The sequence below is a fragment of the Virgisporangium aurantiacum genome, assembly GCF_016863635.1.
In the GTDB taxonomy this organism is placed as follows: Bacteria; Actinomycetota; Actinomycetes; order Mycobacteriales; family Micromonosporaceae; genus Virgisporangium; species Virgisporangium aurantiacum.
Window position 1 is genome coordinate 48,830 of sequence record NZ_BOPG01000027.1, and the last position, 23,920, is coordinate 72,749.

The 23,920-nt window shown below is 70.1% G+C and carries 23 protein-coding genes; 16 read left to right on the plus strand and 7 right to left on the minus strand.

Going from position 1 to position 23,920, the window contains the following annotated elements; all coding sequences use genetic code 11:
• Positions 1-4 precede the first annotated feature (4 nt).
• The 10 genes from Vau01_RS21500 (at position 5) to Vau01_RS21545 (ending at position 10,952) form a co-directional block, all read left to right on the plus strand.
• The gene (locus tag Vau01_RS21500; protein ID WP_239151776.1) at positions 5-817 is read left to right on the plus strand and encodes an AfsR/SARP family transcriptional regulator; all 813 of its coding nucleotides are present in this window, start codon (positions 5-7) and stop codon (positions 815-817) included.
• A gap of 152 nt (positions 818-969) precedes the next feature.
• Positions 970-1,851: a transketolase gene (locus Vau01_RS21505; RefSeq protein WP_203995711.1), complete on the plus strand. Its 882-nt coding sequence runs from the start codon at positions 970-972 to the stop codon at positions 1,849-1,851.
• Positions 1,848-2,813, plus strand: coding sequence for a transketolase family protein (locus Vau01_RS21510; RefSeq protein ID WP_203995712.1), 966 nt, complete (start codon positions 1,848-1,850; stop codon positions 2,811-2,813). Before Vau01_RS21505 ends, Vau01_RS21510 begins: the two co-directional genes overlap by 4 nt.
• A complete protein-coding gene (locus Vau01_RS21515) occupies positions 2,806-4,272 on the plus strand; it encodes an FGGY family carbohydrate kinase (protein WP_203995714.1) in 1,467 nt (488 codons plus the stop codon). Before Vau01_RS21510 ends, Vau01_RS21515 begins: the two co-directional genes overlap by 8 nt.
• Positions 4,273-4,316: 44 nt before the next feature.
• Positions 4,317-5,609, plus strand: coding sequence for an ABC transporter substrate-binding protein (locus tag Vau01_RS21520; protein WP_203995716.1), 1,293 nt, complete (start codon positions 4,317-4,319; stop codon positions 5,607-5,609).
• The gene (locus Vau01_RS21525) at positions 5,606-6,484 is read left to right on the plus strand and encodes a carbohydrate ABC transporter permease (protein WP_239151758.1); all 879 of its coding nucleotides are present in this window, start codon (positions 5,606-5,608) and stop codon (positions 6,482-6,484) included. Before Vau01_RS21520 ends, Vau01_RS21525 begins: the two co-directional genes overlap by 4 nt.
• Complete coding sequence (locus Vau01_RS21530; protein ID WP_203995718.1) at positions 6,481-7,305, plus strand: carbohydrate ABC transporter permease; 825 nt, start codon at positions 6,481-6,483, stop codon at positions 7,303-7,305. Before Vau01_RS21525 ends, Vau01_RS21530 begins: the two co-directional genes overlap by 4 nt.
• 32 nt (positions 7,306-7,337) lie before the next feature.
• Complete coding sequence (locus Vau01_RS21535) at positions 7,338-8,336, plus strand: sugar phosphate isomerase/epimerase family protein (protein WP_203995720.1); 999 nt, start codon at positions 7,338-7,340, stop codon at positions 8,334-8,336.
• Entirely contained in the window at positions 8,333-9,910 is a 1,578-nt protein-coding gene (locus Vau01_RS21540; RefSeq protein ID WP_203995722.1) for a glycoside hydrolase family 140 protein, read from the plus strand. The genes Vau01_RS21535 and Vau01_RS21540 overlap by 4 nt, the downstream gene beginning before the upstream one ends.
• Positions 9,911-9,944: 34 nt before the next feature.
• On the plus strand, positions 9,945-10,952 hold the full coding sequence (locus tag Vau01_RS21545; protein WP_203995724.1) for a sugar-binding transcriptional regulator: 1,008 nt from the start codon (positions 9,945-9,947) through the stop codon (positions 10,950-10,952).
• On the opposite strand, the gene Vau01_RS21550 is transcribed toward Vau01_RS21545, so the two are convergent.
• The 4 genes from Vau01_RS21550 to Vau01_RS21565 are packed head-to-tail and all read right to left on the minus strand — an operon-like array spanning position 10,949 to position 16,588.
• The gene (locus tag Vau01_RS21550) at positions 10,949-11,707 is read right to left on the minus strand and encodes an alpha-ketoglutarate-dependent dioxygenase AlkB (RefSeq protein ID WP_203995725.1); all 759 of its coding nucleotides are present in this window, start codon (positions 11,705-11,707) and stop codon (positions 10,949-10,951) included. The genes Vau01_RS21545 and Vau01_RS21550 overlap by 4 nt on opposite strands.
• Positions 11,691-12,878, minus strand: coding sequence for a hypothetical protein (locus tag Vau01_RS21555; RefSeq protein ID WP_203995727.1), 1,188 nt, complete (start codon positions 12,876-12,878; stop codon positions 11,691-11,693). The genes Vau01_RS21550 and Vau01_RS21555 overlap by 17 nt, the downstream gene beginning before the upstream one ends.
• Complete coding sequence (locus Vau01_RS21560; RefSeq protein WP_203995729.1) at positions 12,875-15,349, minus strand: GcvT family protein; 2,475 nt, start codon at positions 15,347-15,349, stop codon at positions 12,875-12,877. The genes Vau01_RS21555 and Vau01_RS21560 overlap by 4 nt, the downstream gene beginning before the upstream one ends.
• A 45-nt stretch (positions 15,350-15,394) precedes the next feature.
• Positions 15,395-16,588, minus strand: coding sequence for an alpha/beta hydrolase family protein (locus tag Vau01_RS21565; protein ID WP_203995731.1), 1,194 nt, complete (start codon positions 16,586-16,588; stop codon positions 15,395-15,397).
• 174 nt (positions 16,589-16,762) lie between these two features.
• Between Vau01_RS21565 and Vau01_RS21570 the strand changes: the two genes are divergently transcribed.
• From Vau01_RS21570 to Vau01_RS21580, 3 genes are read left to right on the plus strand one after another with little or no spacing between them, the layout of a single operon-like run.
• On the plus strand, positions 16,763-17,128 hold the full coding sequence (locus Vau01_RS21570) for a hypothetical protein (RefSeq protein ID WP_203995732.1): 366 nt from the start codon (positions 16,763-16,765) through the stop codon (positions 17,126-17,128).
• Positions 17,129-17,179: 51 nt separating this feature from the next.
• Entirely contained in the window at positions 17,180-17,905 is a 726-nt protein-coding gene (locus Vau01_RS21575; RefSeq protein ID WP_203995733.1) for an alpha/beta hydrolase family protein, read from the plus strand.
• Between the two features lie 47 nt (positions 17,906-17,952).
• Entirely contained in the window at positions 17,953-18,600 is a 648-nt protein-coding gene (locus Vau01_RS21580; protein ID WP_203995734.1) for an HAD family hydrolase, read from the plus strand.
• A gap of 11 nt (positions 18,601-18,611) precedes the next feature.
• Here Vau01_RS21580 and Vau01_RS21585 read toward each other — a convergent pair whose 3' ends face one another.
• Both Vau01_RS21585 and Vau01_RS21590 read right to left on the minus strand, forming a co-directional pair.
• The gene (locus tag Vau01_RS21585; protein WP_203995735.1) at positions 18,612-19,049 is read right to left on the minus strand and encodes an SUKH-4 family immunity protein; all 438 of its coding nucleotides are present in this window, start codon (positions 19,047-19,049) and stop codon (positions 18,612-18,614) included.
• A 187-nt stretch (positions 19,050-19,236) separates the two neighbouring features.
• The gene (locus tag Vau01_RS21590) at positions 19,237-19,908 is read right to left on the minus strand and encodes a TetR/AcrR family transcriptional regulator (protein ID WP_203995736.1); all 672 of its coding nucleotides are present in this window, start codon (positions 19,906-19,908) and stop codon (positions 19,237-19,239) included.
• A gap of 69 nt (positions 19,909-19,977) precedes the next feature.
• On the opposite strand from Vau01_RS21590, the gene Vau01_RS21595 reads away from it, so the two are divergent.
• Positions 19,978-21,840, plus strand: a complete 1,863-nt coding sequence (locus Vau01_RS21595) for an AMP-dependent synthetase/ligase (protein ID WP_203995737.1) — start codon at positions 19,978-19,980, stop codon at positions 21,838-21,840.
• Here Vau01_RS21595 and Vau01_RS21600 read toward each other — a convergent pair.
• Positions 21,828-22,631, minus strand: a complete 804-nt coding sequence (locus Vau01_RS21600; RefSeq protein WP_203995738.1) for a GNAT family N-acetyltransferase — start codon at positions 22,629-22,631, stop codon at positions 21,828-21,830. The genes Vau01_RS21595 and Vau01_RS21600 overlap by 13 nt on opposite strands.
• Positions 22,632-22,855: 224 nt before the next feature.
• On the opposite strand from Vau01_RS21600, the gene Vau01_RS21605 reads away from it, so the two are divergent.
• Together Vau01_RS21605 and Vau01_RS21610 are read left to right on the plus strand one after the other, a co-directional pair.
• Positions 22,856-23,485 (plus strand): helix-turn-helix domain-containing protein, encoded by a 630-nt coding sequence (locus Vau01_RS21605; protein ID WP_203995739.1) that lies wholly within the window; start codon positions 22,856-22,858, stop codon positions 23,483-23,485.
• Positions 23,482-23,919: a pyridoxamine 5'-phosphate oxidase family protein gene (locus tag Vau01_RS21610; protein ID WP_203995747.1), complete on the plus strand. Its 438-nt coding sequence runs from the start codon at positions 23,482-23,484 to the stop codon at positions 23,917-23,919. Before Vau01_RS21605 ends, Vau01_RS21610 begins: the two co-directional genes overlap by 4 nt.
• The last annotated feature ends 1 nt before the right edge of the window (position 23,920 follow it).

Here is a 23,920-nt window from a genome sequence, read left to right on the forward strand (position 1 = left end):
GGGGATGCTGACGGTCGGGGTGCTCGGTCCGCTCGAGGTCTCGGTGTGCGGGCAACCCGTGTGCATCCGCGCGTCCAAGCTCCGGACCCTGGTGATGGTGCTGGCGATGACGGCCGGTGCGCCCGTGTCCGTCGACAGGCTTGCCGACGCGGTGTGGGACGAGAAGCTGCCCGTGCATCTGCGGCGGGCGTTGCAGACCCTGCTGACCCGGCTGCGTGGCGTCCTGGGCAGAGACGCGATCGTCACCGACGCGGCCGGATACCGGCTGCGCGTGGATCCCGACCACGTCGACGCGTTGCGGTTCGGGCGGCTGCTCGGTCGTGCCGCGCGCGCGTCCGATCCGGTCAGTGAACGCGGTCATCTGGAGGCGGCGCTGGCGCTGTGGCGGGGCGACCCGTTCGACGGCAGCCGGCTCGACTGGTCGAGGGGACAGCGGGTCCGGTTGGTCGAGGGGTATCTGGCGGCCCTGGAGCGGCGCGTCGACCTCGATCTGGCCGAGGGCCGGGCCGGTGAGGCCGTCGTGCTGCTGCGGGAGGTGGCCGCGGCCCATCCGTTGCGGGAGCCCCTGCTGGCGCGGTTCCTGATGGCGCTGACGGCGGCCGGCCGGCGGGCGGAGGCGCTGGCGGAGTACGAGTCGATCCGCCGGCGTCTGGCCGAGGAACTCGGCACGGATCCCGGTCCGGAACTGCGGCGGATACACGCCGGGCTGCTGGTGCCGGCACGGGAGCTCCGACCGGCACTGTGGAGGACCGCCTCTCGACCCGGGCCGGTGATCGCGGCGGTCCCGGCGGTCCCGGCGGTCCCGGTATCACGCTGAACAACCTCGCCAGATCCGGCGGCCGCGTTGCGGAACCGTGTCATTGACATTGCCATCGGCATCGCCCTACCGTCTGAGTTATGTCCGGTCGGGCTTGAATAGATATGCAGATGAGCGACTGCCGCGATCATGGCAGTGGAAAAGGAACGCCGATGCTGTCCGCCGATCCTGCGGCCGCCGCCGAGTACCGCGCGGTGTCCGCGCGCATCCGCGCCGCCGACCCCGAGTCGACAGCGGCAGGGCTGCGCGACATCTCGCAGGGCGTGCGCCGCAGCATCGTGCGGATGATCGACCGGGCGGGGATGGGCCACATCGGTGGCGACCTGTCGGTGACCGACATCCTCGTCACCTGCTTCTGGGGGGTGCTGTCCCTCGATCCGCAACGGCCGGCCTGGACCGGGCGGGACCGCTTCATCCTGAGCAAGGGCCACTGCGCGGCGGCCCTGTACTCGACGCTGGCGCACAGCGGCTTCTTCCACGTCGACGAGCTGGCGACCTTCATGGCACCGATGTCGGCGCTCAACGGTCATCCCAACAAGAACGAGGTACCCGGTGTGGAGACCAACACCGGGGCCCTCGGCCACGGCTTTCCGGTCGCCACCGGGTGCGCGATCGCCGCACAACTGGGTGGCGAGACCTGGCGCACGGTCGTTGTGCTGGGCGATGGGGAGATGCAGGAGGGCAGCAACTGGGAGGCGGCGATGACGGCGTCGCACTACGGGCTGTCCTCGCTCACCGCCGTCGTCGACCGGAACCGGCTGCAGCAGGGTGCACGTACCGAGGAGACCAAGAGGTTGGAGCCGTTCGCGGACAAGTGGCGCAGCTTCGGCTGGGAGGTCCGCGACGTCGACGGCCACGACCACGTCGCCCTCCTGCAGGCGCTCGCGCCGTCGAGCGCGGGCGACCCGGTCGTCGTCATCGCCAACACGATCAAAGGCAAGGGTGTGTCCTTCATGGAGGATCGGGTCGAGTGGCATCACAAGGTGCCCACCCGTGAGCAGGTCGAGCTCGCTCTCGCGGAGCTGGCGGCATGACGCTCGCCGAGCAGGCCGCCACGTTCGACTGCCGGCAGGCGTTCGCCGAGGAGCTGACCGCGCTGGCCCGGGTCGACGACCGGATCGTGGCCGTGTGCAACGACTCGGTCGGGTCCAGCAACCTGGTCGGGTTCCGGCAGGAGTTTCCGGACCGGTTGGTGAACGTGGGGATCGCCGAGCAGGATCTCGTCGGCGTGGCGGCGGGACTGGCCAACGCGGGCCGGATCCCGTTCGTGTGTGCCGCCGCGCCGTTCCTGACCGGACGGGCGCTGGAGCAGATCAAGGCCGACGTCGCCTACAGCCGGGCCCACGTCGTCCTGTGTGGACAGAGTCCCGGCATGGCCTACGGGGAACTGGGACCGACGCACCACTCCATCGAGGACCTGTCGTGGATGCGCGCGGTGGCCAACCTCGACGTGATCGTGCCGGCCGACCCGGACCAGACCCGGGCCGCGGTGCGGTGGGCGGCCGCCTCCGGACGCCCCGTGTACATGCGGATTCCCCGGTTCAAGGTCCCCGTCGTCACGCCGCCCGACGCACCGTTCGCGCGCGGGCGTGCCATCCGGCTCGTCGACGGCGACGACGTGACGGTCATCGCGATCGGTTCGCTGATCTCCCGCGCGCTGGACGCCGCCGCCCGGCTGCGGGGGGAGGGGATCGGGGTCCGCGTGTTGAACATGCCGTTCGTCGATCCCCTCGACACCGCCGCGGTCCTCGCCGCCGCCCGCCAGACGCGGGGGATCGTCACCGCCGAGGAAGCCACCACCAGCGGTGGGCTGGGCGCCGCGGTCGCGTCGACCGTCGTGACCGCCCACCCGGTCCCGATGCGCATCCTGGGCGTGCCGCGGGTGTTCGCCCCGACCGGCGACACGGCGTTCCTCCTGGACCACTTCGGGCTGTCCGCCGACGGCATCGTGGCCGCCGTCCGGGACCTGCTGGGAAGCGGTGACGGTCATGGCTGACGGCCCGCTGGTACTCGCCGTCGACCAGGGCACCGGTTCGACGAAGGCGGTGCTCGTCGACGTGTCCGGCCGGGTCGTCGCCCGGGCGGTGGCGCCGCTGTCGGAACGCCAGCCCCGGCCCGGCTGGGTCGAGCAGGACGCGGACGAACTGTGGCACAGCGTCAGCCGCGCCGTCGTCGACTGCGTCGATCCGGCTGTGGCGCACCGGATCGCCGCGGTCGGTGTGAGCAACCAGCGGGAGTCGCTGGTGCTGTGGGACCGGCGCACCGGCGAACCACTCGGCCCGTTGGTCAGCTGGCAGGACCAGCGCACCACCGCGAAGTGCCGGGACCTGATCGCCGCCGGTGCCGGCCCGCTCGTCCGGACGGTCAGCGGCATGCCGCTGGACCCGATGTTCTCCGCGCTCAAGGCGGGCTGGCTGTTGGACACCCACGACCCGGAACGACGCCGGGCCAAGGCCGGCGAGCTGTGCCTGGGCACGGTCGACTCGTGGCTGCTGAGCCGCTTCGGCGGCGACCACATCATCGAGGTCGGCAACGCGTCCCGGACCCAGTTGCTCGACGTCGGGACCCGGCGGTGGGACGAGCGCCTGTTGGACGTGTTCGGCGTTCCGGCGTCGGTGCTGCCGCGCGTGGTCGCGTCGTGCGGCGACTTCCCGACCGTCCGCGGCCTGGCACCGGTTCCGGACGGCACCCCGGTCGGCGCGGTGCTCGGCGACTCGCACGCCGCCATGTTCGCGCACGCCGGCTGGCGACCCGGGGTGGTCAAGGCGACCTACGGCACCGGCTCGTCGGTGATGGCCCTCGGCGACGGCGGCGACAGCCCGGCCCTGTGCCGCAGCGTCGCCTGGGACGTGACCGGTCCGGTCCTCGCCGTCGAGGGCAACATCCGGGCGACCGGTCGCACCCTCACCTGGCTGGCCGACCTGTTCGGCCTGGACGAGCAGATCCTGCTCGACGAGGCGGCCGAGACACCCGGGCGGGTGCAGTTCGTACCCGCGTTCGGTGGCCTGGGCGCCCCGTGGTGGGAGCCCGACGCGGTGGCCGTCCTCAGTGGACTCACGCTCGGAACCGGTCGGGGCGAGCTCGTCACGGCCGCCCTGCACGCGGTGGCGCATCAGGTCGAAGACGTGGTGTCCGCGGTCGAGACGATCGTCGGTGACGTCCGCGAGCTGCTGTGCGACGGCGGCCTGACCCGCAGCACGCGGATGATGCAGCTCCAGGCCGACGTGTCCGGGCGGCGGGTCGCCCGCTCGGCCGAGCCGGACCTGTCCGCCCTCGGAGCCGCGGACGCCGCCGGTCTCGCCGCCGGCCTGTGGAGCCTCGCCGACCTCGAAGCCCGGCACCGGCCGGCCACCGCCTACCACCCGGCCATCGACGACGCGAGCCGGACCGACCGGCGCGCCGACTGGCGCACCGCTGTCGCCCGGGCGCGCCTCGGAACCGACACCACCCCGTGAACACCCCACCACCAACCCACCACGACCCTCCTCAAGGAGACGGAATGACCGGCAACCACCTCAGCCGCCGCACGTTCCTCGGCCTCACCGGCGGCACCGCTCTCGCCGCCGGCCTGGCCGCGTGCACCGGTTCCTCAACCTCCGACGGCGGCTCGTCGTCGAGTTCGAACGAGCTTCGCCTGTTCACCTACGAGGACAACTCGACGATCGGGCTCCTGAAGGACCAGATCAAGAAGTTCGACCAGCAGAACGGCACCACGACCACCGTCGACTCGCTGCCCGGCTCCGGCGCGGCGGTCTACCCGGACAAGCTGCGTACCGAGCTGCTCGGCGGCAAGGGTCCCGACGTGTGGCGGATCTGGGGCGGTCAGATCGGCGCCCCGTTCGCCAAGGCCAAGCAGGCGGCCGACCTTGCCCCCTACTACGAGAAGTACGGATGGGCCTCGAAGCTCAACAGCGCGGCGATCGAGGGCATGACGCTGAGCGGCATGAAGGCGGGCCTACCGTTCATCTCCCTCGGTATCGGGGCGTGGTACAGCAAGGCCGCATTCCAGAAGGCCGGCATCTCCGGGCCGCCGACCACCTACGCTCAGCTCGAAGAGGTCAACGCGAAGCTGCTCGCCTCGGGCATCATCCCGTGCGGTCTGGGCGGCAAGTACGGCTGGGACGTCATGCGCCTGTTCGAGTACCTGCTCGAGACCGCGGCCGGCCCGCAACTGCACGACAAGCTCCTCACCGGCGAGGAGACCTGGGACCGGCCCGAGGTGGTCACGGCGTTCACGAACTTCAAGAAGTGGCAGGACCAGAAGTGGCTGCCGGACGGCGCGGTCGGCCTGGACCCCGCCGACGTCGAGCCACAGTACGTCCAGGGTAAGACGGCCTACACCATCACCGGCCCGTGGACCGAGGCACAGGCCATCCAGTCGGCCCAGAAGAAGTCGGACGACTTCGGCGTCTTCCAGTTGCCCACCGGCAAGACGCCGGCGCGGCACTCCGGGTTCGTCGAGGGCTACATGATCAACGCCAAGAGCGGGAACAAGGACAAGGCCGCGGCGCTGCTCGACTTCCTCATCCAGCCCGACACGGTCAAGGCGCTCAAGGTGACCGCCTCGACCGTGCTCGGCGCCGAACCGGACAAGGCGACGCTGCCGCTGTCGTACGAGTGGAGCCAGGGTCCCGGCAAGCAGCCGTTCTACACGATTCAGGACCAGGCGTTCCCGAAGCAGCAGGCCGACCAGTACTTCGCGATCCAGAGCGACGTGCTCCAGGGAACGACCGGTCCGGCCGAGGCGGCCAGGAAGATGCAGGACGTGGTCAAGGCCTGGGACAAGAAGTGAAACGCAGCCGCGGCGGAGCCGTGGCCTGGGTCTTCGCGCTGCCCGCCCTGATCGTCTACGTGATCTTCCTGGTGTATCCCGCGCTGTCGTCGTTGTGGTTCAGCTTCACCGACTGGGACGGGCTGAGCCCGACCTACAACGTCGTCGGGGTCGACAACTACCGGGCGATGCCGAGCGATCCGGTCGTCGTCCAGGCGGCGACGAACACGCTGATCTGGGCCGTGGTCACCATCGTCGTACCGGTCGTCATCGGCCTGACCCTGGCGATCCTGCTCAACGGCAACGTGCGGGGCAAACCGGTGCTCCGGCTCATCTTCTACACCCCGGCCGTGCTGCCGCTGGTGTCGATCGCCTCCATCTGGGGCTGGTTGTACAACCCGCAGTACGGCGCGATCAACACGTTCCTGCGCGACATCGGGCTGGACGGGCTCGCCCAACCGTGGCTCGGGCAGGACTCCACCGCCTTGGCCGCGACGATGGTTCCCGCGATCTGGCTGCGCGTCGGGTTCCCCATGCTGCTCTACCTGGCCGCCCTGCAGGGCATCAACCGCGAACTGTACGAGGCGGCGACGGTCGACGGCGCCGGCCGCTGGCAACTGTTCCGGCACATCACGATGCCCGGCCTGAAACACGCGCACTACATCACGGTCGCGCTGTCGGTGATCGACTCCTTCAAGGTCTTCGACCTGATCTACGCGATGACGTACGGCGGACCCGGCACCGCGACCCAGGTGATGGGCACCTGGATGTACTTCAACGTGTTCCAGTACAGCAAGGCCGGCTACGGCACCGCGATCGCCGTCGTCATCACCGTGGTGGCAATCGCGGTCAGCATCCCCTACGTCCGTTCCCAGACGAAGGAGCAGACAGCATGAGGGCGCGGCGTGGCATCGGTTCGACCCTCCTCCTGACGCTGGTGGCGCTGCTGTGGATTTCGCCGTTGGCACTGCTGCTCGTCACCGCCCTGCGGCCGTTGTCGGACTTCATCGCCCACGGACCGCTGTCCTGGCCCGACGAGTTCACCATGACGAACTTCTCGGACGCCTGGCGGATCGGGAACTTCAAGGCCACCTACACCAACAGCGCCACCCTGCTGATCCTGAAGGTGCCGATCGGGGTGTTCCTGTCGGCGATGCTGGCCTACGCACTGGCAAAGCTGCGGATCCGGTTCGGCGTCGCGATCATGTACACGGTCTTCCTCGGCCTCACGATCCCGATCTACATCACGATCGTGCCCGTGTTCGTCATGATGCGCGGCCTCGGCGCGACCGACAGCCTGATCGGTCTCGTCGGCCCGTACCTCGCGTTCGGCATTCCGTTCGAGGTGCTCATCCTGCAGTCGTTCTTCCGGCAGATCCCCGACGAGATCATGGAGGCCGCCCGGATCGACGGCGCCGGCGCCTGGCGGACCTTCCTCACCATCGTGCTTCCCCTGTCGGCACCGGCACTGATCACCGTGCTGATCCTCGACGGCGTGGCGACGTGGAACGAATTCCTGTTCGCGCTGATCCTGCTCAACTCCGACGCCAACAAGACGATTCCGGTGGGCCTGTTGAACTTCCAGGGTCAGTTCTCCAACAACAGCACCGGCCTCGCCGCCGGCATTCTCATCGCCGTCGTCCCTATCCTGATCGCCTACACCGTTCTCCAGCGCTGGATCGTCGGTGGCCTGACCGCCGGCGCCACCAAGGGCTGACAACACAACGATTCTCGGACGGAGCGCTTCCCATGAGTGACCTGCCGGTTTTCGGCGCGGGCATCTGGCACTTCGCGACCTACAAGGACCGCTACGCCACCAACGGCTACGGACCCGAGGTCGGCCTGCTCGAACAGATCGACCGGGCCGGCGCCGTCGGCGACCTGTCCGTCGTCGACCTCAACTGGCCGTTCGCCGGCTTCGACGGCACCCTCGACGACGTCCGGGCCGCGCTCGCCCGCAACAACCTGCGCGCGGTCGCCATCACCCCCGAGATCTACAACCGGGAGTACGTCAAGGGTTCCATCACCAACCCCGACCCGGCGGTGCGCAAGCAGGCGCTCACGCTGCTCCACGAGGCGACCGAACTCGCCAAATCGTTGGGCTGCGACTACGTCAAGCTGTGGTTCGGCCAGGACGGCTGGGACTACCCGTTCCAGGTCGACTACCGCGCCATCTGGAACCTCGCCGTCACCGGCCTGCGGGACCTGGTCGGCGCCCACCCGGACATCAGGTTCGTCATCGAGTACAAGCCGCGCGAGCCACGCAACCGGATCATCTTCCCGAGCGCCGCCCGGACCCTCCTCGGCATCCAGCAGGTCGGGCTGGACAACCTCGGTGTCCTGCTCGACTTCGGCCACTCCCTCTACGGGCTGGAGACACCGGCCGACGCCGCGCAACTGTGCATCGACCACGGCAAGCTGTTCGCCATCGACGTCAACGACAACTTCCGCGGCTGGGACGACGACATGGTGGTCGGCTCGGTGCACCTCGTGGAGACGTTCGAGTTCTTCCACACCCTGCGGAAGAACAACTGGTCCGGGGTGTGGCAGCTCGACCAGTTCCCGTTCCGGGAGGACAGCGTCGAAGCCGCCAAACAGGCGATCCGGTTCCTCAAGGCGGTGCACCGGGCCCTGGACGCCCTCGACGAGGAGGCCCTGGCGGCCGCACAGGCGTCGCACGACGCCCTTGCCGCGCAACGCCTCGTCCAGCGCGTGCTGCTGACGTCGATGGTCGAGCTGTCCTCATGACGGTGGGCGCGTGGCAGGAAGCCGAGATCACGCTCACCGCCGAAACCGGGATCGCTGACCCGTACACCGCGGTCGACGTGTGGGCCGACTTCACCCACGACGACGGGACGGTCCTGCGCCGCCCGGCGTTCCACGACGGCGGCCGCACCTGGCGGATCCGCTTCGCCTCACCCCGCGACCACGGCACGTGGCACTGGACGACGTCGGCGTCCGTCCCGGACGGCGGCCTGCGCGACGTGTCCGGAACCCTGACGGTGACACCGGGCACCGGCTCCAACCCGTTCCACCGCCACGGTTTCTGGCGCATGTCGCCGGGTGGTCGCAGCCTGGTCCACGCCGACGGCACGCCGGCGATCCTCGTCGGTGACACCGCCTGGGCACTGCCCTGGCGGGCGACCGAGGACGACGTGCGCGCCTACGCCGCCGACCGCGGCGGCAAGGGGTTCAACGCCGTGCTGCTGATGAGCGTCCAGCCGGACATGCGCGCCGTCGGACCGCGGGACCGGCGGGCCGACGAGGGCTTCGGCGTCGGCTTCGAGGACCTGCCGACCGGGCACATCAACGAGCTGAACCCGGACTACTTCCAGCACCTGGACCGGCTCGTCGACATCCTCACCGGGCACGGCATCGTTCCGGTGCTGCAACCGGTCTTCCAGGGCTTCGGGTGGAAGGGCCTCGACGTCGCCGGCACCGTCGTGCCGCCCGCGGAGTACGCCCGGTACTGCCGCTACCTGGTCGCCCGCTACGGCGCGCGCCCGGTCGTCTACCTCGTCGGGGCCGACGGGTCGGGCCGGGAGCCGCAGATCGCCGCCGGCGGCGCCGAGGTGCACACCTGGGACTGCTACGGGCAACCGACCGGCATCCACTACCGGCCGCACGCCGACAACCGGGCCTGGCAGGACGCGCCGTGGCTGGACTTCCAGTGGTGCCAGACCGGGCACACCGGCTCGCACGCCGCCGAGCGCGTCGCCGACATGTGGCGCAACCTCCCGGTGCGGGCGGTGGCCAACGGCGAACCGTCGTACGAACGGACCGGCCGCCCCGACCTGGCCGCCGGCTGGTGGCAGGGTCACGAGGCGTGGAGCAACCTGTGCGCCGGCGGCACCATGGGCGTCGTGTACGGCGCGGCCAACCTCTGGCAGTGGAAGCTGCACCCCGACGAGCCGGGGCACGCGCCCTACTTCCTCTCCGCCGGCGGCGACTGGCGCACCGCGCTGGCCTACGAGGGCTCGACGTACGTGGGCCTGCTCAGCACCGTCCTCGATGGTTTGCCCACCACGGACATGAGCCCGGACTGGCAGACGTGCATCAACCCGCGCGGGCTCACCGTCCCCGGCCGCCTGCACATCGCGTACCAGGAATCCGGCGGGCCGCTGCAGATCATGAACGACGACGGGCTGCCGATGACCTACCGCATCGTCGACCCGAAGACGGGCCGAACCGTCCGGACCGGCACGCGCACGCCGGACACGCGGATCATCGACGGCGACGGGAGCGGCCCGCGCGTCGTCATCTTCTGTGACGTCTTCAGCGACGAAACGGGAGCGGCATCGCCGGACGACGAGGCAGTCTAAGCTGAATAGATATTCCAGATCCTCGGGAGTGTCGATGACAGCAGCCGACCGGGCGGCGGCCCGTCTCTACGACGCCGGGCACCTGTCACACGATCACCTGCGGCTGTTGACGAAGGTGGCCCGGCTCTACCACGAGCACGGCGTCCGGCAGCCGCAGATCGCCGCCCAGTTGCACGTCTCGCAGCCGCGGGTGTCCCGGCTGTTGAAGCAGGCGGTGGAGCTCGGCATCGTCCGCACGACGGTGATCACCCCGCCCGGTGTCTACGGTGACCTGGAAGAGGCGATCGAGGCGCGCTACGGGCTGCAGGAGGTCGTCGTCGTCGACACCCACGGCGCCACCGACGAGCACCAGATCCTGCCGGCGCTCGGGTCGGCCGCCGCGAAGTACCTGGAGACCACGCTGACCGGCGGCGACCGGATCGGCATCTCGTCCTGGAGCGCCACCCTGCTGGCGACCGTCGACGCCATGCGGCCCGGCCCCACCCCGGTCGCGGCGCAGGTCGTGCAGCTGCTCGGCGGCATCGGCGTCGTCACCGCGCAGACCCACGCCACCCGGCTGACCGGACGGCTGGCCCAGCTCACCGGCGCCGACTCGCTGTACCTGCCGGCACCCGGACTGGTGGCCGCCGCCGCCACCCGGGAAGCCGTCGCCACCGACCCCAGCACCGAGTCGGTGTTCCGCGCGTTCGACGACCTCACGATGGTCCTCGTCGGGGTCGGCAGCCTGGAACCGTCGCAACTCCTGCGCGACAGCGGCAACGCGATCGCGGTCGAGGAGCAGCGGTCCCTGCGGCAACTCGGTGCCGTCGGCGACATCTGCCTGCGGTTCTTCGACGAGCGCGGCGAGCACGTCGACTCCTCGCTCGACGACCGGGTCGTCGGCATCACCCACCAGGCACTGCGGGCCGCCCCGCGCCGCGTGGCCGTCGCCGGCGGGCAACGCAAGTACACCGCCATCCGGGCCGCGCTGCGCGGTGGCTGGCTCACCGTGCTCGTCACCGATCTCGCGGTCGCCCAGCACCTGGCCGACGACACCGACTAGACGGGCGGCAGCAGGTCGCTCTCGCTGATGGTGTACGTCAGCGGGGGATAGGCGAAGTCGGTTTCGGTGTTCTCGCGGCGCCGTAGCTGGTAGAACTCGCGCCGCTGCTCCTCGTCGGCCGCCGTGAGGGGCGTGCCGTCCGGGAGGTACGGATGTCCGTCGCGGAACCGCACGAACGTCCTCGACGTCCGGAACGTCACGCCCAGCCACCGGTTCTCGGCCATTCCGGCGGGCCGGTCCAGGACGATCCGGTGCTTGAACCGCCGGTTGGTGTCGACGGAGAACACGACGAAACCGTTGTGGGTCAACGGAATCTCGACGGTGTCGCCGCCGGATCCCTTCGGTTCGACGATCAGCGTCCGCGGCGGGCTCACCTCGGGGCGTTCGTAGCAGGAGAAGACGGCGATGACCGACCCGTCGGCCAGATCGGTGGCCTGGTCGGAGTGGGCGCCCATGGTGGTGTAGGCGTTCGTGTAGCTCTCGATGAGAGCGTTGTTGAAGCCGACGGCGAGCGCCGCGCGTTCCTGAATCCGTTGTGCCAGCCGCTCGTGCACCGCACGGAACCGTTGCGCCGGACTGCCGTACCGGGTGGTGGTTCGCACGAGCGGCACGCCGCCCTCGTCGTCGACCTTGACCAGGACCGTTCCCAGCCGGCCCTTTCCCACCGCTTCGAACCGGGCCGACGCGAACAGCTCCGCGAACGGGTTGTCGTCGAGGGGCAGGGTGTACGGGCGGATCTCAGACTCTGGGGGCAATGTAGTCCCCCGAGTTCATGCTGAAGGGAAACTCGTCGCCGTAGTCGATGAACGACGGGGTCCTGTTCTCCTCGGCGTACAACCGGCGCAGCTCGTCCATGCCCTCGGGCGTGGGCGGTCCGAGCTCCACGAGATCTCCGCCGGTCTTGAGGAACGTGTGGCCGTTCGTGTGGACGGCCTCGGCGCTCGAACAGCGGACCACGTACCCCAGGCGGGTCGGTAGCACCGCGGCGTCCAGCGCCGAGGAACGGATTTCGTGCGTGTACAACCGGTTGGTCGACAGCGGCATGAAGAACACGGAGTCGGGATAGAGGGTCACACTGAACTGCTCCGGAAACGCGCCCGGTTCCTTGAGCCGGAAATGGAGCTTCGTCAGCGCGCTCGTGCCTTTCACGCCGTGGTCGAAGGCGTCGTCGGCCAGCGGACGCAGCGCGTCGAGCCGGTCGTAGAAGGTGCAGAAGGCCATGATGCCGTTGGCGGGCATGTCCTTCGTCTTGTCGGCGTGGGCCGAGATCTTTGCCTTGGACTGCTTGCGCTCGGCCGTGGTCGGGGTGTTGTGGTAGACCTGCGCGAGCACGTGGTTCAGCGGAGCCTGGTCCCGGAAGATGGAGGCGGCCTCGACGTTCAGCGCGTCGACGATGCGCGTGTCGGTCGCGGAGAAGTTCTCGGTCGGTCCCGAGAGGTTCGTCGAACACCGGAGCAGGCGGAAGTGCAGGTCGTCACCGTCCCGCGCCACCGGCGTCAGATAGATTCCGGTGCGGTGGGCCGTTCCGGGCTTGGTCGACTCCGTGAGCGACTGGAACGCGTGCTCCGAACAGATCGCGCCGAAGTGGTCCGAGCCGGGGTCGAAGAAGCGCCGGTAGTACACGCCGACGCCGTGTACCCGCACGGGAACCCGGCCGATGCCGACGATCGTCCACGGCCTCCCGTCGTAGCCGTGCGAGAGCTCCCGGACGACGAGCACCCGCGCGGCCGCGTCGAGCGCGTGACCGCCGATCCTCGACACGTCGCCGTACAGGTAGACGGTTTTCCCGCTCAGGTCGAGGGAAGGCAGGTCGTCGACGGTGACCACGGTCCCGAAGAAGTCCTCGATCAAGGCCTTACCGGGTGACGCCGCGACGAGGATGTTGCCCGCGTCGTCGATGCGGGCCTCCGTCCGTCCGGTGGTCATGCGCGGATCCGCTCGTTGGTGGGGTCGTACATGGGACGCAGCGAGGCGACGGCCGGATACGTCGCGGTGCCGATCTGGACGGTCCATTCGCCGTCGTCCACATAGGACTTGTCGATCGGGCGGTCGGCGTCGACCATGGCGAGGCCGACCGCGCCGCCGAGGGTGAAGCCGTACGACGCGGCCCTGATGTAGCCGACGGCCGTTCCGTTGCGCCGGACCACCTCGGCGTGGAACATCAGCGGCTCCGGGTCGGTCAGGCGGACCTGCACGAGTCGTCGGCTCGGCGGTCCCGCCGCCTTCTTCGCCGCGACGGCGTCCCGCCCGATGAAGCCGTCGGGCTTGTCCAGCGCGACCGCGAATCCCAGCCCGGCCTCGATAACCGAGTCGGTGTTGTCGATGTCGTGTCCGTAGTCCCGGTAGCCCTTCTCCATCCGCAGGCTCGACAGCGCCTTCAGGCCGGCGTGGCGCAGGCCGACCGCCGTGCCAGCCGCGCTGCCGGCCGAGGCGATCAGGTCGTAGACGCCGAGGGCCTGTTCGGTGGGGATGGTCAACTCGTAGCCGAGTTCACCGAGATAGGTGATCCGGACGCACAGCACCCGCGCGAATCCGAGGTCGATCTCGCGTGCGGTGCGGAACGGGAACGCCTCGTTCGACAGGTCGGCGGTGGTCAACCCGGCCAGCAGTTCCCGCGAGCGCGGCCCCTGGACGTTGAGCTGGGCGTAGGCGCCCGTGACGTCGGTGACGAACGCGTGCGCTCCACCAGTCGCTCCGCCGAGGTGGCGGCGGAGCCAGGTCTCCGCATGGCGGTGCGCCGTGTCGGAGGCCACCACCCAGAACCGGTCCTCGTCGAGCTTGGTCACGGTCAGGTCGGCCTCGATCGTGCCGCCCTCGTTGAGCCACTGGGTGTACGTGATGACGCCGCTGTCCCCGTCGACCCGGTTGGCCGACACCCGTTCCAGGACGCGGCCGGCGTCGCGGCCCTGCACGAGGAACTTGGCCATGAACGACATGTCCATGCAGATGACGCCGGTGCGGGCCGCGTGGTGCTCGGCTTCCCAGTAGGGGAACCAGTTCTGCCGGCCCCAGGACAGCGTGTCGACGCTCGGTTCGACGCCCTCCGGGGCGTACCAGTCCGGCATCTCCCATCCGCTGACGTCGCGGAAGTACGCCCGCTGTTCGACCAGACGGTGGTGCAGCGGGGAGAGCTTGGCGCCGCGGGCGGTGCGCATCGACCGGTTGGGGTAGTGGCACTTGTACACGGTGCCGAGGGCCTCCACCGTGCGGGCGGCCCGGTACGCCGGGGTGTTCTGGTACCGGTGCAACCGGTCGATGTTGAACCCGGTGACGTCGATGTCCGGCCGGCCGTCGACGATCCAGTGCGCCAACGCCCGGCCGAGCCCGCCGCCGGTCAGGATTCCGATGGAGTTCAGGCCCGCCGCCACGAAGTAGTTGCGTAGCTCGGGTGCCTCGCCGACCACGGGCTGCAGGTCCGGCGTGAAGCTCTCCGGGCCGCAGAAGTACGTGCGCACCCCGACGTCCATCGACACGGGTATGCGGCCCATCGCCTTCTCCAGGTACGGGGCCGTGCGGTCCCAGTCGGGCGGCAGTTCGCCGAAGGAGAAGTCGTCCGGGATCCCGTCGACCTTCCACGGCGCGCACACCGGCTCGAACAACCCGAGCATCAGGCCGCCGCCCTCCTCCCGGAAGTAGCCGTAGGACGCCGGATCCTCCAGCACCGGCAGCGTCGCCTCGACGCCGTCGACGGGTTCGGTGATGAGGTAGTAGTGCTCGGCCGCCTGCAACGGGATGTTCACCCCCGCGGCCTCGCCCAGCTGGCGGGCCCACATCCCGGCGCAGTTGACCACGTACTCGGCCTCGATGTCGCCGCGTGGCGTGCGGACGCCGGTGACGGTGCCCTGCCGGGTGAGCACCGCGGACACCGGCGTGCCCTCGACGATCCGGGCCCCCTTCAGGCGCGCGCCCCGGGCGAGGGACATGGTCACGTCGACCGGGTTGGCCCGGCCGTCGTCGGGAACGTAGAAGCCCGCGAGCACGTCGTCGACCCGCGCGAGCGGGAACAGCTCCTTGACCTCACCCGGCGAGATCTCGGTGACGTCGACCCCGCACAGGCGGTTGAAGGCGGCGACCCGCCGGTACTCCTCCAACCGCCCGTCGTCGGTGGCCAGCTCGATGAAGCCCACCTGCTTCAACCCGGTCGCGAGCCCGGTCTCCGCCTCCAGCCGCCCGTACAGGTCGCGGGTGTACCGGCGGAGCTCGGTCGACGTCTCCGAGGTCGAGCCGAACGTGACGATCAACCCGGCCGCGTGCCACGTCGTCCCCGACGTCAACCGGTCCCGTTCCAGCAGCACCACGTCGCAGCCCAGGTGCGCGAGGTGGTAGGTGACGGATGCGCCGATGATGCCGCCGCCGATCACCACCACCCGCGCCCGGTCCGGAAGCTGTTGATCCATCCGCCGACCGTACCGCCCGTACCTGTCCCGTGCGGCCGGCTCGCGTCAGCGATGGGCCTTGAGCCACCCGCGGATGTCGTCGACGACCCGCCGGTCGGGATCGCCGAACACCGGCTGGAACTTCGCGGTGACGTTCATGGTGTGCGCCATGCCCGGGTAGATGACCAGGGTGTGGTCCCCGTTTCCGGCCGCGGCGACGGCGGCGTCGGCGGCCAGCGCGGCCCGGGCCGGGGTCTGCAGGTCGTTCTCGCCGTTGAGCAACAGGGTCGGTCCGGCGAACCGGGGCAGAGCTTCGGTGACCGTCGGGAAGCGCGCGATGTCGGCGACGTACTCCTGGAGCGTCTCCAGACCGGGCACGTTCGGGTAGTTGTCGATGCCGGTGGCCGCGCGCAGCACCGGTCCCGCCTCGGCGTCGATCGCGATCTGCCCGTCGTGGTCGGTGTCGGTGCCGGCCCGCACCGTGTCGCCGTCGAGCAGCACGGAACGGAACTGGTCGGCGACCTCCGCCGGCTGGCCGATCAGGCCGTCGGTCGCCTCGCGGGCGGTCAGCCGGCCGTCACCGTCGACGTCGAACTCGTCGTGCAGCTGCAGGAGCAGGCGACCGAAGATCTGCAGCGTCAGCAGCGTCCTGATGTCCCTGCCGACGACGCCCATCGCGACCACACCGGCGGGCTCCGGGATGCCGAACCGGCCCGGATCGGCGGCGAGGTTGGCGGCCACGTTGGTGCCCTCGCTGTGGCCGAGCAGGAAGATCCTCGACGGGTCGATCCGTGTCGAGCCGGCGGCGAACCGGACCACCGACGCGGCGTCCCGTTGAATCTGGTCGTACGGGTTCTTCGGGTTCAGCTGTGCGGGATCGGTGCTCTCCACCGGCCCGATGTCGGTGACGCCACGCTTGTTGAAGCGCAGGGTCGCGAACCCCTCGCGGCTGGCGGCCTGCGCGAGCGGGACGAACGTCGCGCCCCGGCCCTCCGGCAGCGTCTGGTTCATGTCGTTGTGCCCGCTGCCGTGCAGGAAGACCACGAGCGGCAGGCGGCCCTTGGCGCGGGTCGGGTAGGTGAGCTCGGCCTTCGTGACCCAGCCCGTGCCGAAGTCGATCCGGACCTGTTCACGCGTGATGCCCTGCCAGCCGGACCGCGTCGTCGTGGCGGCGGATCGCGCGGCGCCCACGCCGCCGACGAGCACAGCGGTGACGGCCAGGCCGACCGTCAGTCTCTGGAGTTTCTTCATCGTTGTCATGGATTCGACGCTATTCGCGCCAGTTGTGGGCATCGATCCCGTGCGCTGTACTTCGCCGGTACAGCAGGCTGCACCATTGGTTCCAAGCTTTTACCCAGGTTTCGTACGCACTCCTGCAGGCGCCGCCGGGCTAGAGTTTTCACCTGCGCGTGAGCGACTGATTGGGGTGCGTGGATGTCTAACGGTTCCGAGGCGGACAGTTCCGACCGGGCGGTCGATGACGACGCTTCGCCGGTGGCGCGGCTGCGCCGGGCGGAGCTTCGGGTGGCCCACCTGGAGGGCCAGGTCGAGGCGTTGCAGGCTCAGATCGCCGCCCTGGAGGCTGCGGACGAGCACCGGCGGACGGAACTGGCCGGCGCCCGTGACGAGGTGGCCGAGGCGGAGGCCGCGGCACGGGAGGCTCGGGCGCGGGCCGACGAGCGTCGTGAGTTCATCGACGAACTGCGTGAACAACTCCGCGATGCCCGCGCCGCCGGGTCGGCCAGCCAGGCGGACGGTGGCGGGGTCCGCGGCTGGCGGGCCCGCCGGAACCGGTCCTGACGATCGTTAACCCGTCGCGTCGGCGGTGAGGTGCGGGCACGATCGGTGCCCGTGACGACCAGCATCGCCGGTGCGCCGGTTCTCCTGACGTCGGTTCAGGCTCCCGAGGTCGCGGCGCGCCGCGGAGCTGTCCTCGTCTACCACGGGTTCGGCGGCGACAAGTCCCAGCTCGGGGACCTCGCCGGTGCGCTCGCGGACGCCGGCTTCCTCGTCGTCCGGGTCGACGCGGTCGGACACGGCGACCGCCGTCGTCCCGATTGGGACCAGGTGTTCTCCGAACAGCGGTGGGCCGAGGCGGAGGACGAGACAGAGGCCGAGTTCCTGGCACTGCTCACCGCGACGGCGGCCGAGGTGCCGGCGATCGTCGACGAACTCGTCGCGTCCGGACGGGCCCACGAGGGCCGGCTGGGGATCACCGGTCGCTCCCTGGGCGGCGAGATCAGCTACGCCGCCGTCCTGGCCGAGCCCCGCATCCGGGCCGCGGCGCCGATGGTCGGTTCCCCGGAGTGGACGCTGCCGTGGCCGGACAGCCCGCACCGGCACCCGGAGCGGTTCTACCCGGTGCCGATCCTGGCCCACGGCGCCGAACTCGATCAGTTCGTCCCGGCGAGGTACATCCGGGACTTCCACGACCGGCTCACACCGCTGTACGCGCAGGGCCCCGACCGTCTGCGCTACGTCGAGTACCCCGGCGTCGACCATTTCCTGACCCCCGAACTCTGGCGGGAAACCCACCAACGGGTCGTCGCCTGGTTCGACCGATGGCTCACGCCGTAGGACGTAGCCGGTGCCTCGTAGTTGGAGGTGGTCGATAGCCTTCGGTCGTGGTGCGTGGGGTGGTGTTCGTCGACGTCGACGGGACGTTGGTGCCGTCCAGCAGCGGGCAGCATCTCGCGGGTCTGCTGGGTCACGCGGACGTCGTACGGGAGGCGGAAGCGGGCTACGCCGCCGGCACCCTGACCAACACCGACGTGTCCGTGCGGGACGCCCGCGGCTGGGCGGGCCGGACGCCCGCGGAGGTGCGCGAGTTCCTGGAGTCGCTGCCGCTCGTCGACGGCATCGCCGATACCGTCCACTGGTGCCGCCGGCACGGGCTGCTGCCGGTCCTGGCCACGCTGGCGTGGGAACCCGTCGGTGCGTACCTGTGCGAACGGTTCGGCTTCGACCGGGCCTGCGGCCCGCGCCTGGAGATGACCGGCGGCCGGTACAGCGGGGCGGTCGCCGAACACCTCGACGAACTGGGCAAGCGCGATTTCGCCGTGCGGGTCGCCGACGAACTCGGTGTGGAACTGACCCGCTGCGCGGCCGTCGGTGACAGCCGGTCGGACCTGCCACTCTTCGCCGAGGTCGGGTTCGCCGTGGCCTTCAACGCGACCCCGGCGGCCCGCGTCGCCGCGCACGCCGCGGCCGACGGCAACGACCTCCGTGCCGTGGTGCCACTCCTCGCCGGCTGGCTCGCCGCCGTCCGGTAGGCACCAGGGCGTCACAGGATTCCGTCGTCGACCTGTTCCAGGATGAGGGACCACCACCCGGCCTTGATGGCGGGTTCGTCGATCGCTGTCAATGTCTTCCTGAGCTGCCCGATGCGGGCAGCCCGGTTGTCCGGCCTGGCGACGGGGGGCTTGATCTCACCACGCCGGAACGCGGCAAGCTTCTCGGCCATCTGCTCGGCCGTGTACGTCGCCGGCGGCGGACCATCGGTGGTCGCGAAGAACTCGCCGAACAGGTCGAGGAACCGGCGAAGCGCGTCGACGGAGGAGTTCATCGGCGTCCGGCTGCGCCGGTCCGGGGAGTACGACCACACCGCGCCGGCGCTGTCGAGCCCGACCAGTTCGGTGGTGGGTTCCCACACATAGCCGATGACCGACAGCCGCTCGCCATCCACGCTGACCTCGGCCGGCACGGTCGTGCTGTCCAGCACGACACCGAGCGTGGCCCCGTTCGATCGCATCCCAACCCCCGCGGCGAAGACTACAGGCGCAGCCGCACGGCGCCCCGCAACCCGACAAGATCACGACGCGAGGAAGAAACCTTGAGTCTCACTGCGGGTTTCTTCCGCAGATCGCGATCTTCAGGTGGGCAACGCCGCTCCTCCCGTCGGGTCGTTGCTATCTGACGTTCGTCCGCCCGCCCGGTCCGGATCGCAACGCCTCGAAGCTTGCCCACACGTTGTCGACGAAGTAGCGCGCCACCTGCTCCCGGCTGATGTCCGGGTGGGCGAGCCACCAGTGGCCGAGCTGTTCGGCGCTGCCGGACGTGGCGTGGGCGAACGCGTCGACCTGCTGCTGGTCGTGCTGCGGCAGGTGCGGCTCGAACAGGTCGGCGAGCAGGTTGACGGTGCGGAACCGCTCGCGGGCCAGTTCCTCGCCCAGGGCGCCGCTGACCAGGCCGCCGGGGCCGAAGAGCAGCTGCCACCGACGAGGATCGCGCTCCAGGACCCGGTAGTAGGCGTCGGCGCCGCAGCGGAGTTGTTCGAGCGGGTCGTCGGTGCCGGCGACCGCGCGCATGACGTCGGTGTTGAACTGGCCGCGGGCGCGGCGCACACAGGCCAGGTAGATGCCTTCCTTGCTGCCGTAGTGCTCGTAGACGACGGGCCGGGTCACGCCGGCGGCCCGGGCGATGTCCTCGATGGTGGTGCGGTCGTAGCCGTTGGCCAGGAACAGCTCCTCGGCGAGATCGAGCAGCTGCTGCTCCCGCGCCGCCCGGGTCATCCGGCGCCGTCCCGTGCGCAGCGCGTCGACGGTGACGGGCGGCTCCTCCGGTTCTGTGACGGTCTTCACAACGGCAGTGTAGAGCGGCTAACCTACAGGTCGTAAGTTACAGCTCGTAAGTAACGTGTGGAGTCTGCGATGAGCATCATCGACGCCGTCACCCCGTCCACGACCTGCACCGCCGCCCCCGACGAGCTCGCCCGGTTCCACGCCCTGGAGCGCCGGTCGCCCGCCTCGCTCGGCGCACTGCTCGAGGTCCGCGTCGCCGCCACCCCGGACGCGGAGGCCTACCGCCGGCCCGACGGCCGGGGTGGGTGGCGCTCGCAGACGTGGGCCGACACCGGCCGCGTCGCCGCGGAGATCGCCGCCGGCCTGCTCGACCTCGGCGTCGCCCCCGAGGACCGGGTCGCGATCATGTCGTCGACCCGGGTCGAATGGATCGAGGTGGATCTCGGCATCATGTGCGCGGGCGCCGCCACCACGACGATCTATCCGACGTCCACAGTGGACGAGGTGGCGCACATCCTCACCGACTCGGACAGCCGCGTCGCCGTCGTGGAGAACGCCGATCACCTTCCCGCGGTGCTGGCCGCCGGCTCGCCGGTCCGCCACGCGGTGTTGCTGGACGGGCCCGCGCCGACCGGTGCGACGACGCTGGAGGCGTTGCGCGAGCGCGGCCGGCAACTGCTGACCGCCACGCCGACCGCGGTCACCGACGCCACCGCGGCGGTGCGCCCCGACGATCTCGCGACGCTCATCTACACGTCCGGTACCACCGGCCGGTCGAAAGGGGTCCGGCTGTCGCATCGCAGCTGGCTCTACCAGGCGTTCGCCACGCAGGCGACCGGCCTCGCCGGGCCGAAGGACGTCGGTTACCTGTGGCTGCCGCTGGCGCACTCGTTCGGCAAGGCGTTGCTGGCCACCCAGCTCGCGATCGGCCACGCCGCGGTCATCGACGGCGACGTCAGCCGCGTCATCACGAACCTGCCGGTCGTGCGGCCGACGCTGATGCCGTCCGTCCCGCGCGTCTTCGAAAAGGTGCACGCCGGTGTCGTCGCGACCGCCCACCGGCAGGGCGGGGTCAAGGCACGGCTGTTCGACTGGGCGATCGCGGTCGGACGCGAGGCCGTCCGCCGCCGGGCTGCCGGGCGGCGGCCGGGCCTGTGGTTGGACGCTCGACGCGCGGTCGCCGACCGTCTCGTGTTCGCGAAGATCCGTGCCCGGTTCGGCGGCCGGATGCGCTACATGGTCTCCGGTGCCGCCAAGCTGTCCGCCGACCTCGGTGAATGGTTCGACGCCATCGGCCTTCCCGTGCTGGAGGGGTACGGGCTGACCGAGACCTCCGCCGGCATTCTCGTCAACCGGTTGGAGCGCCCCGAGCACGGCACCGTGGGGCTGCCGTTGCCGGGTTCGGAGGTCGCGATCGCCGCCGACGGTGAGATTCTCGTGCGCGGTCCCGGCGTGATGCAGGGCTACCACGAACTGCCCGCGGCGACCGCCGAGACGCTCGTCGACGGGTGGCTGCGCACCGGCGACATCGGCGAGGTGACGGCGCGCGGCGCGCTGCGGATCACCGACCGGAAGAAGGACCTGATCAAGACGGCCGGCGGCAAATACGTGGCGCCCCAGCACATCGAGGCGCAGTTCAAGACGATCTGCCCGCTGGTGAGCACCATCGTGGTGCACGGAGACGGCCGGCCGTACATCACGGCCCTGATCGACCTCGACGCCGACGCCGTGCGGGTGTGGGCGGCCGAGCACGACCTCGCCGGCGCGACGCACGCCGAGATCGCCCGGTCGCCGCAACTGAACCGGGTCATCGACGGGCACATCGGCGAGCTCAACGCCGGGCTGGCACGCTGGGAGAGCATCAAACGGTTCAGCATCCTGGAGAGCAACCTGACCGTCGAGGCCGGCGACCTGACACCGTCGTTGAAGCTCAAGCGCCGGGCGGTGGAGGAGCGCTACACGGCGGTGCTGGACGGGCTCTACACCACATGACGTAATTCAGCGGACCTCATGAGCTCGACGGCTCCACCCACCCGGCGAGCTCCCAGGCCGGTGACGAGCGCGTTCGAGGCGGTGTTGGTTTCGTCGACCTCGCACGTCACCTCCGAGCGGCCGCGGGCCGACAGGACGCCGAATACGGTGTTGAGCAGCGCGACAGCGAGGCCGCGCCGCCGGAACGCAGGCAGCACACCGATCAGGCCCAGCCGCGGCCGTTCCGGTCGGATCCACACGCGGACCAGGCCCGCGTAGACACCGGTGCCCTCCGCGACGGCGACGAGGTAGGTCGCCGGGTCGAACTCCGGATCCGCGAACGTCTGATCGGCGAATCGGACCGGATCATTGCGCCAACCCGCGGCGCCCGGCACATCCTGACGCAACGCATCGTCCAACTCCCGCAGCCGATCCACATCGCACTCGGCCGCCGAGACGAAGGCGAAACCGACCGGCGCCGGTCTGCCGCCGGCCGAAGCTGGACCTGTGGCCGACAGTTGGGTGGGAATCAGGTAGTGATGCTCGTGCCGCTGAACAACGAATCCCCGCGCCGACAGAACGTCTCGCGCGTGATGGGCTGTCTCGTCGACCTCGACGTAGAGATCGCCTGCGTGCACGCGTAAGGCCGAGTCGACCAGCGGGGCGTACGCGTCGTCGGCGACCTCGCGAAGATACAGACACGTGCGGCCGTCCGGCCTGACCAGGACCCGGAGCCGACCGACCGGCTGGCCTCCCCGCGTCGCGGCCCACCCGTCCACGCCGTCGCGCGTCACCACGATCACGTCCGCCATAATTCATGGTGGCACGTATGACATTCGCATCTGGTGGGCGTCGGCGCTCTGGCACACAGTGACCTCCAGCAAAACATTGCCTGGAGGGCAGCATGAGCATTCCGAGACGGTGGACCGGCCTCCACGATTCGGCGGAGGCCGCGGAGTTCCGAACCTGTGTGCGTTGCCGGCGTGACCGCCTTTTCGGGTCAGCGGCGTCGGAGCTCGTTTGCCGCACCGTCCGGATGATCGTCGCAGGTGCCCTCGACAACGGTACCGAGGCGGAGCTGGGTCGCCGCCTGGGGTTGTCCGCACGTCACCTGCGCCGGCTGTTCCACGAACATCTCGGCGTCACCCCGCACCAGTTCAACCGCGCCCGACGGGCCCAGTTCGCGCGCCGCCTGCTCGACGACACGGACCTCACGGTGATCGACGTCGCGTTCGCCGCGGGGTTCGGCAGCCTGCGCCAATTCAACAGAACGATACGGGAGACGTTTCACCAGCCGCCGAACCAGCTGCGGCGGCACCGAATCGGCGGACCCACCGTCGACGACGGTTTGCGCCTCCGGCTCGCCGTGACACGGCCGTACGACTGGGACGCGGTGCGCGGCATGCTCGCCGCGCGAGCGATACCCGGGGTGGAGGCCGTCGACGGGTCCACCTACCGGCGGACGATCGTCGTCGACGGCGACCCGGGCCTGTTGGAGGTGCGTCCGGGCGGGCCGGATCACCTGCTGCTGCAGGCATACCTGCCGAACTGGGAGGGCCTGATCCACGTGGTGCAGCGGGTCAGACGCATCCTGTCCGGATCCGGCGAGTGTCCAGGGCCGGCGCCGATGATCCTTGAGCCGGGGAAAGAGAGGAACCCGACATGACGTTTCAACTTCCGACCGACGACAGCGCGTTCGCCAAGAGTGTGCGGCGCCGCGTCGACGAGGAGTATCTGGCCTGGCTCACCGCGATGGGAAAGCAGGGCATGCCTCAGCCGGCACCGGTGTGGTTCTGGTGGGATCAGGAGGCGGGAAACTTCCTGGTGTACAACCAGACCCTCGCGAAGCGGCTGGAACTGATCCGCCTCAACGAGCAGGTGGCCCTGAACTTCGACGGCTACGGAACGGGCTTCGGAATCATCACGTTCGTGGGTACCGCCGAAATCACCGACGATCCGCCGGCTCACGAGCATCCGGCGTATCTGGCGAAGTACCAGCACTGGATGACCGTCAAGTTCGGTTCGCCGGAGAAGTTCGCCGCCGACTTCTCGGTGCCCCTGCGCGTCCATCCGCTCAAGGTCCGCGGCTCCTCGGCCTGAC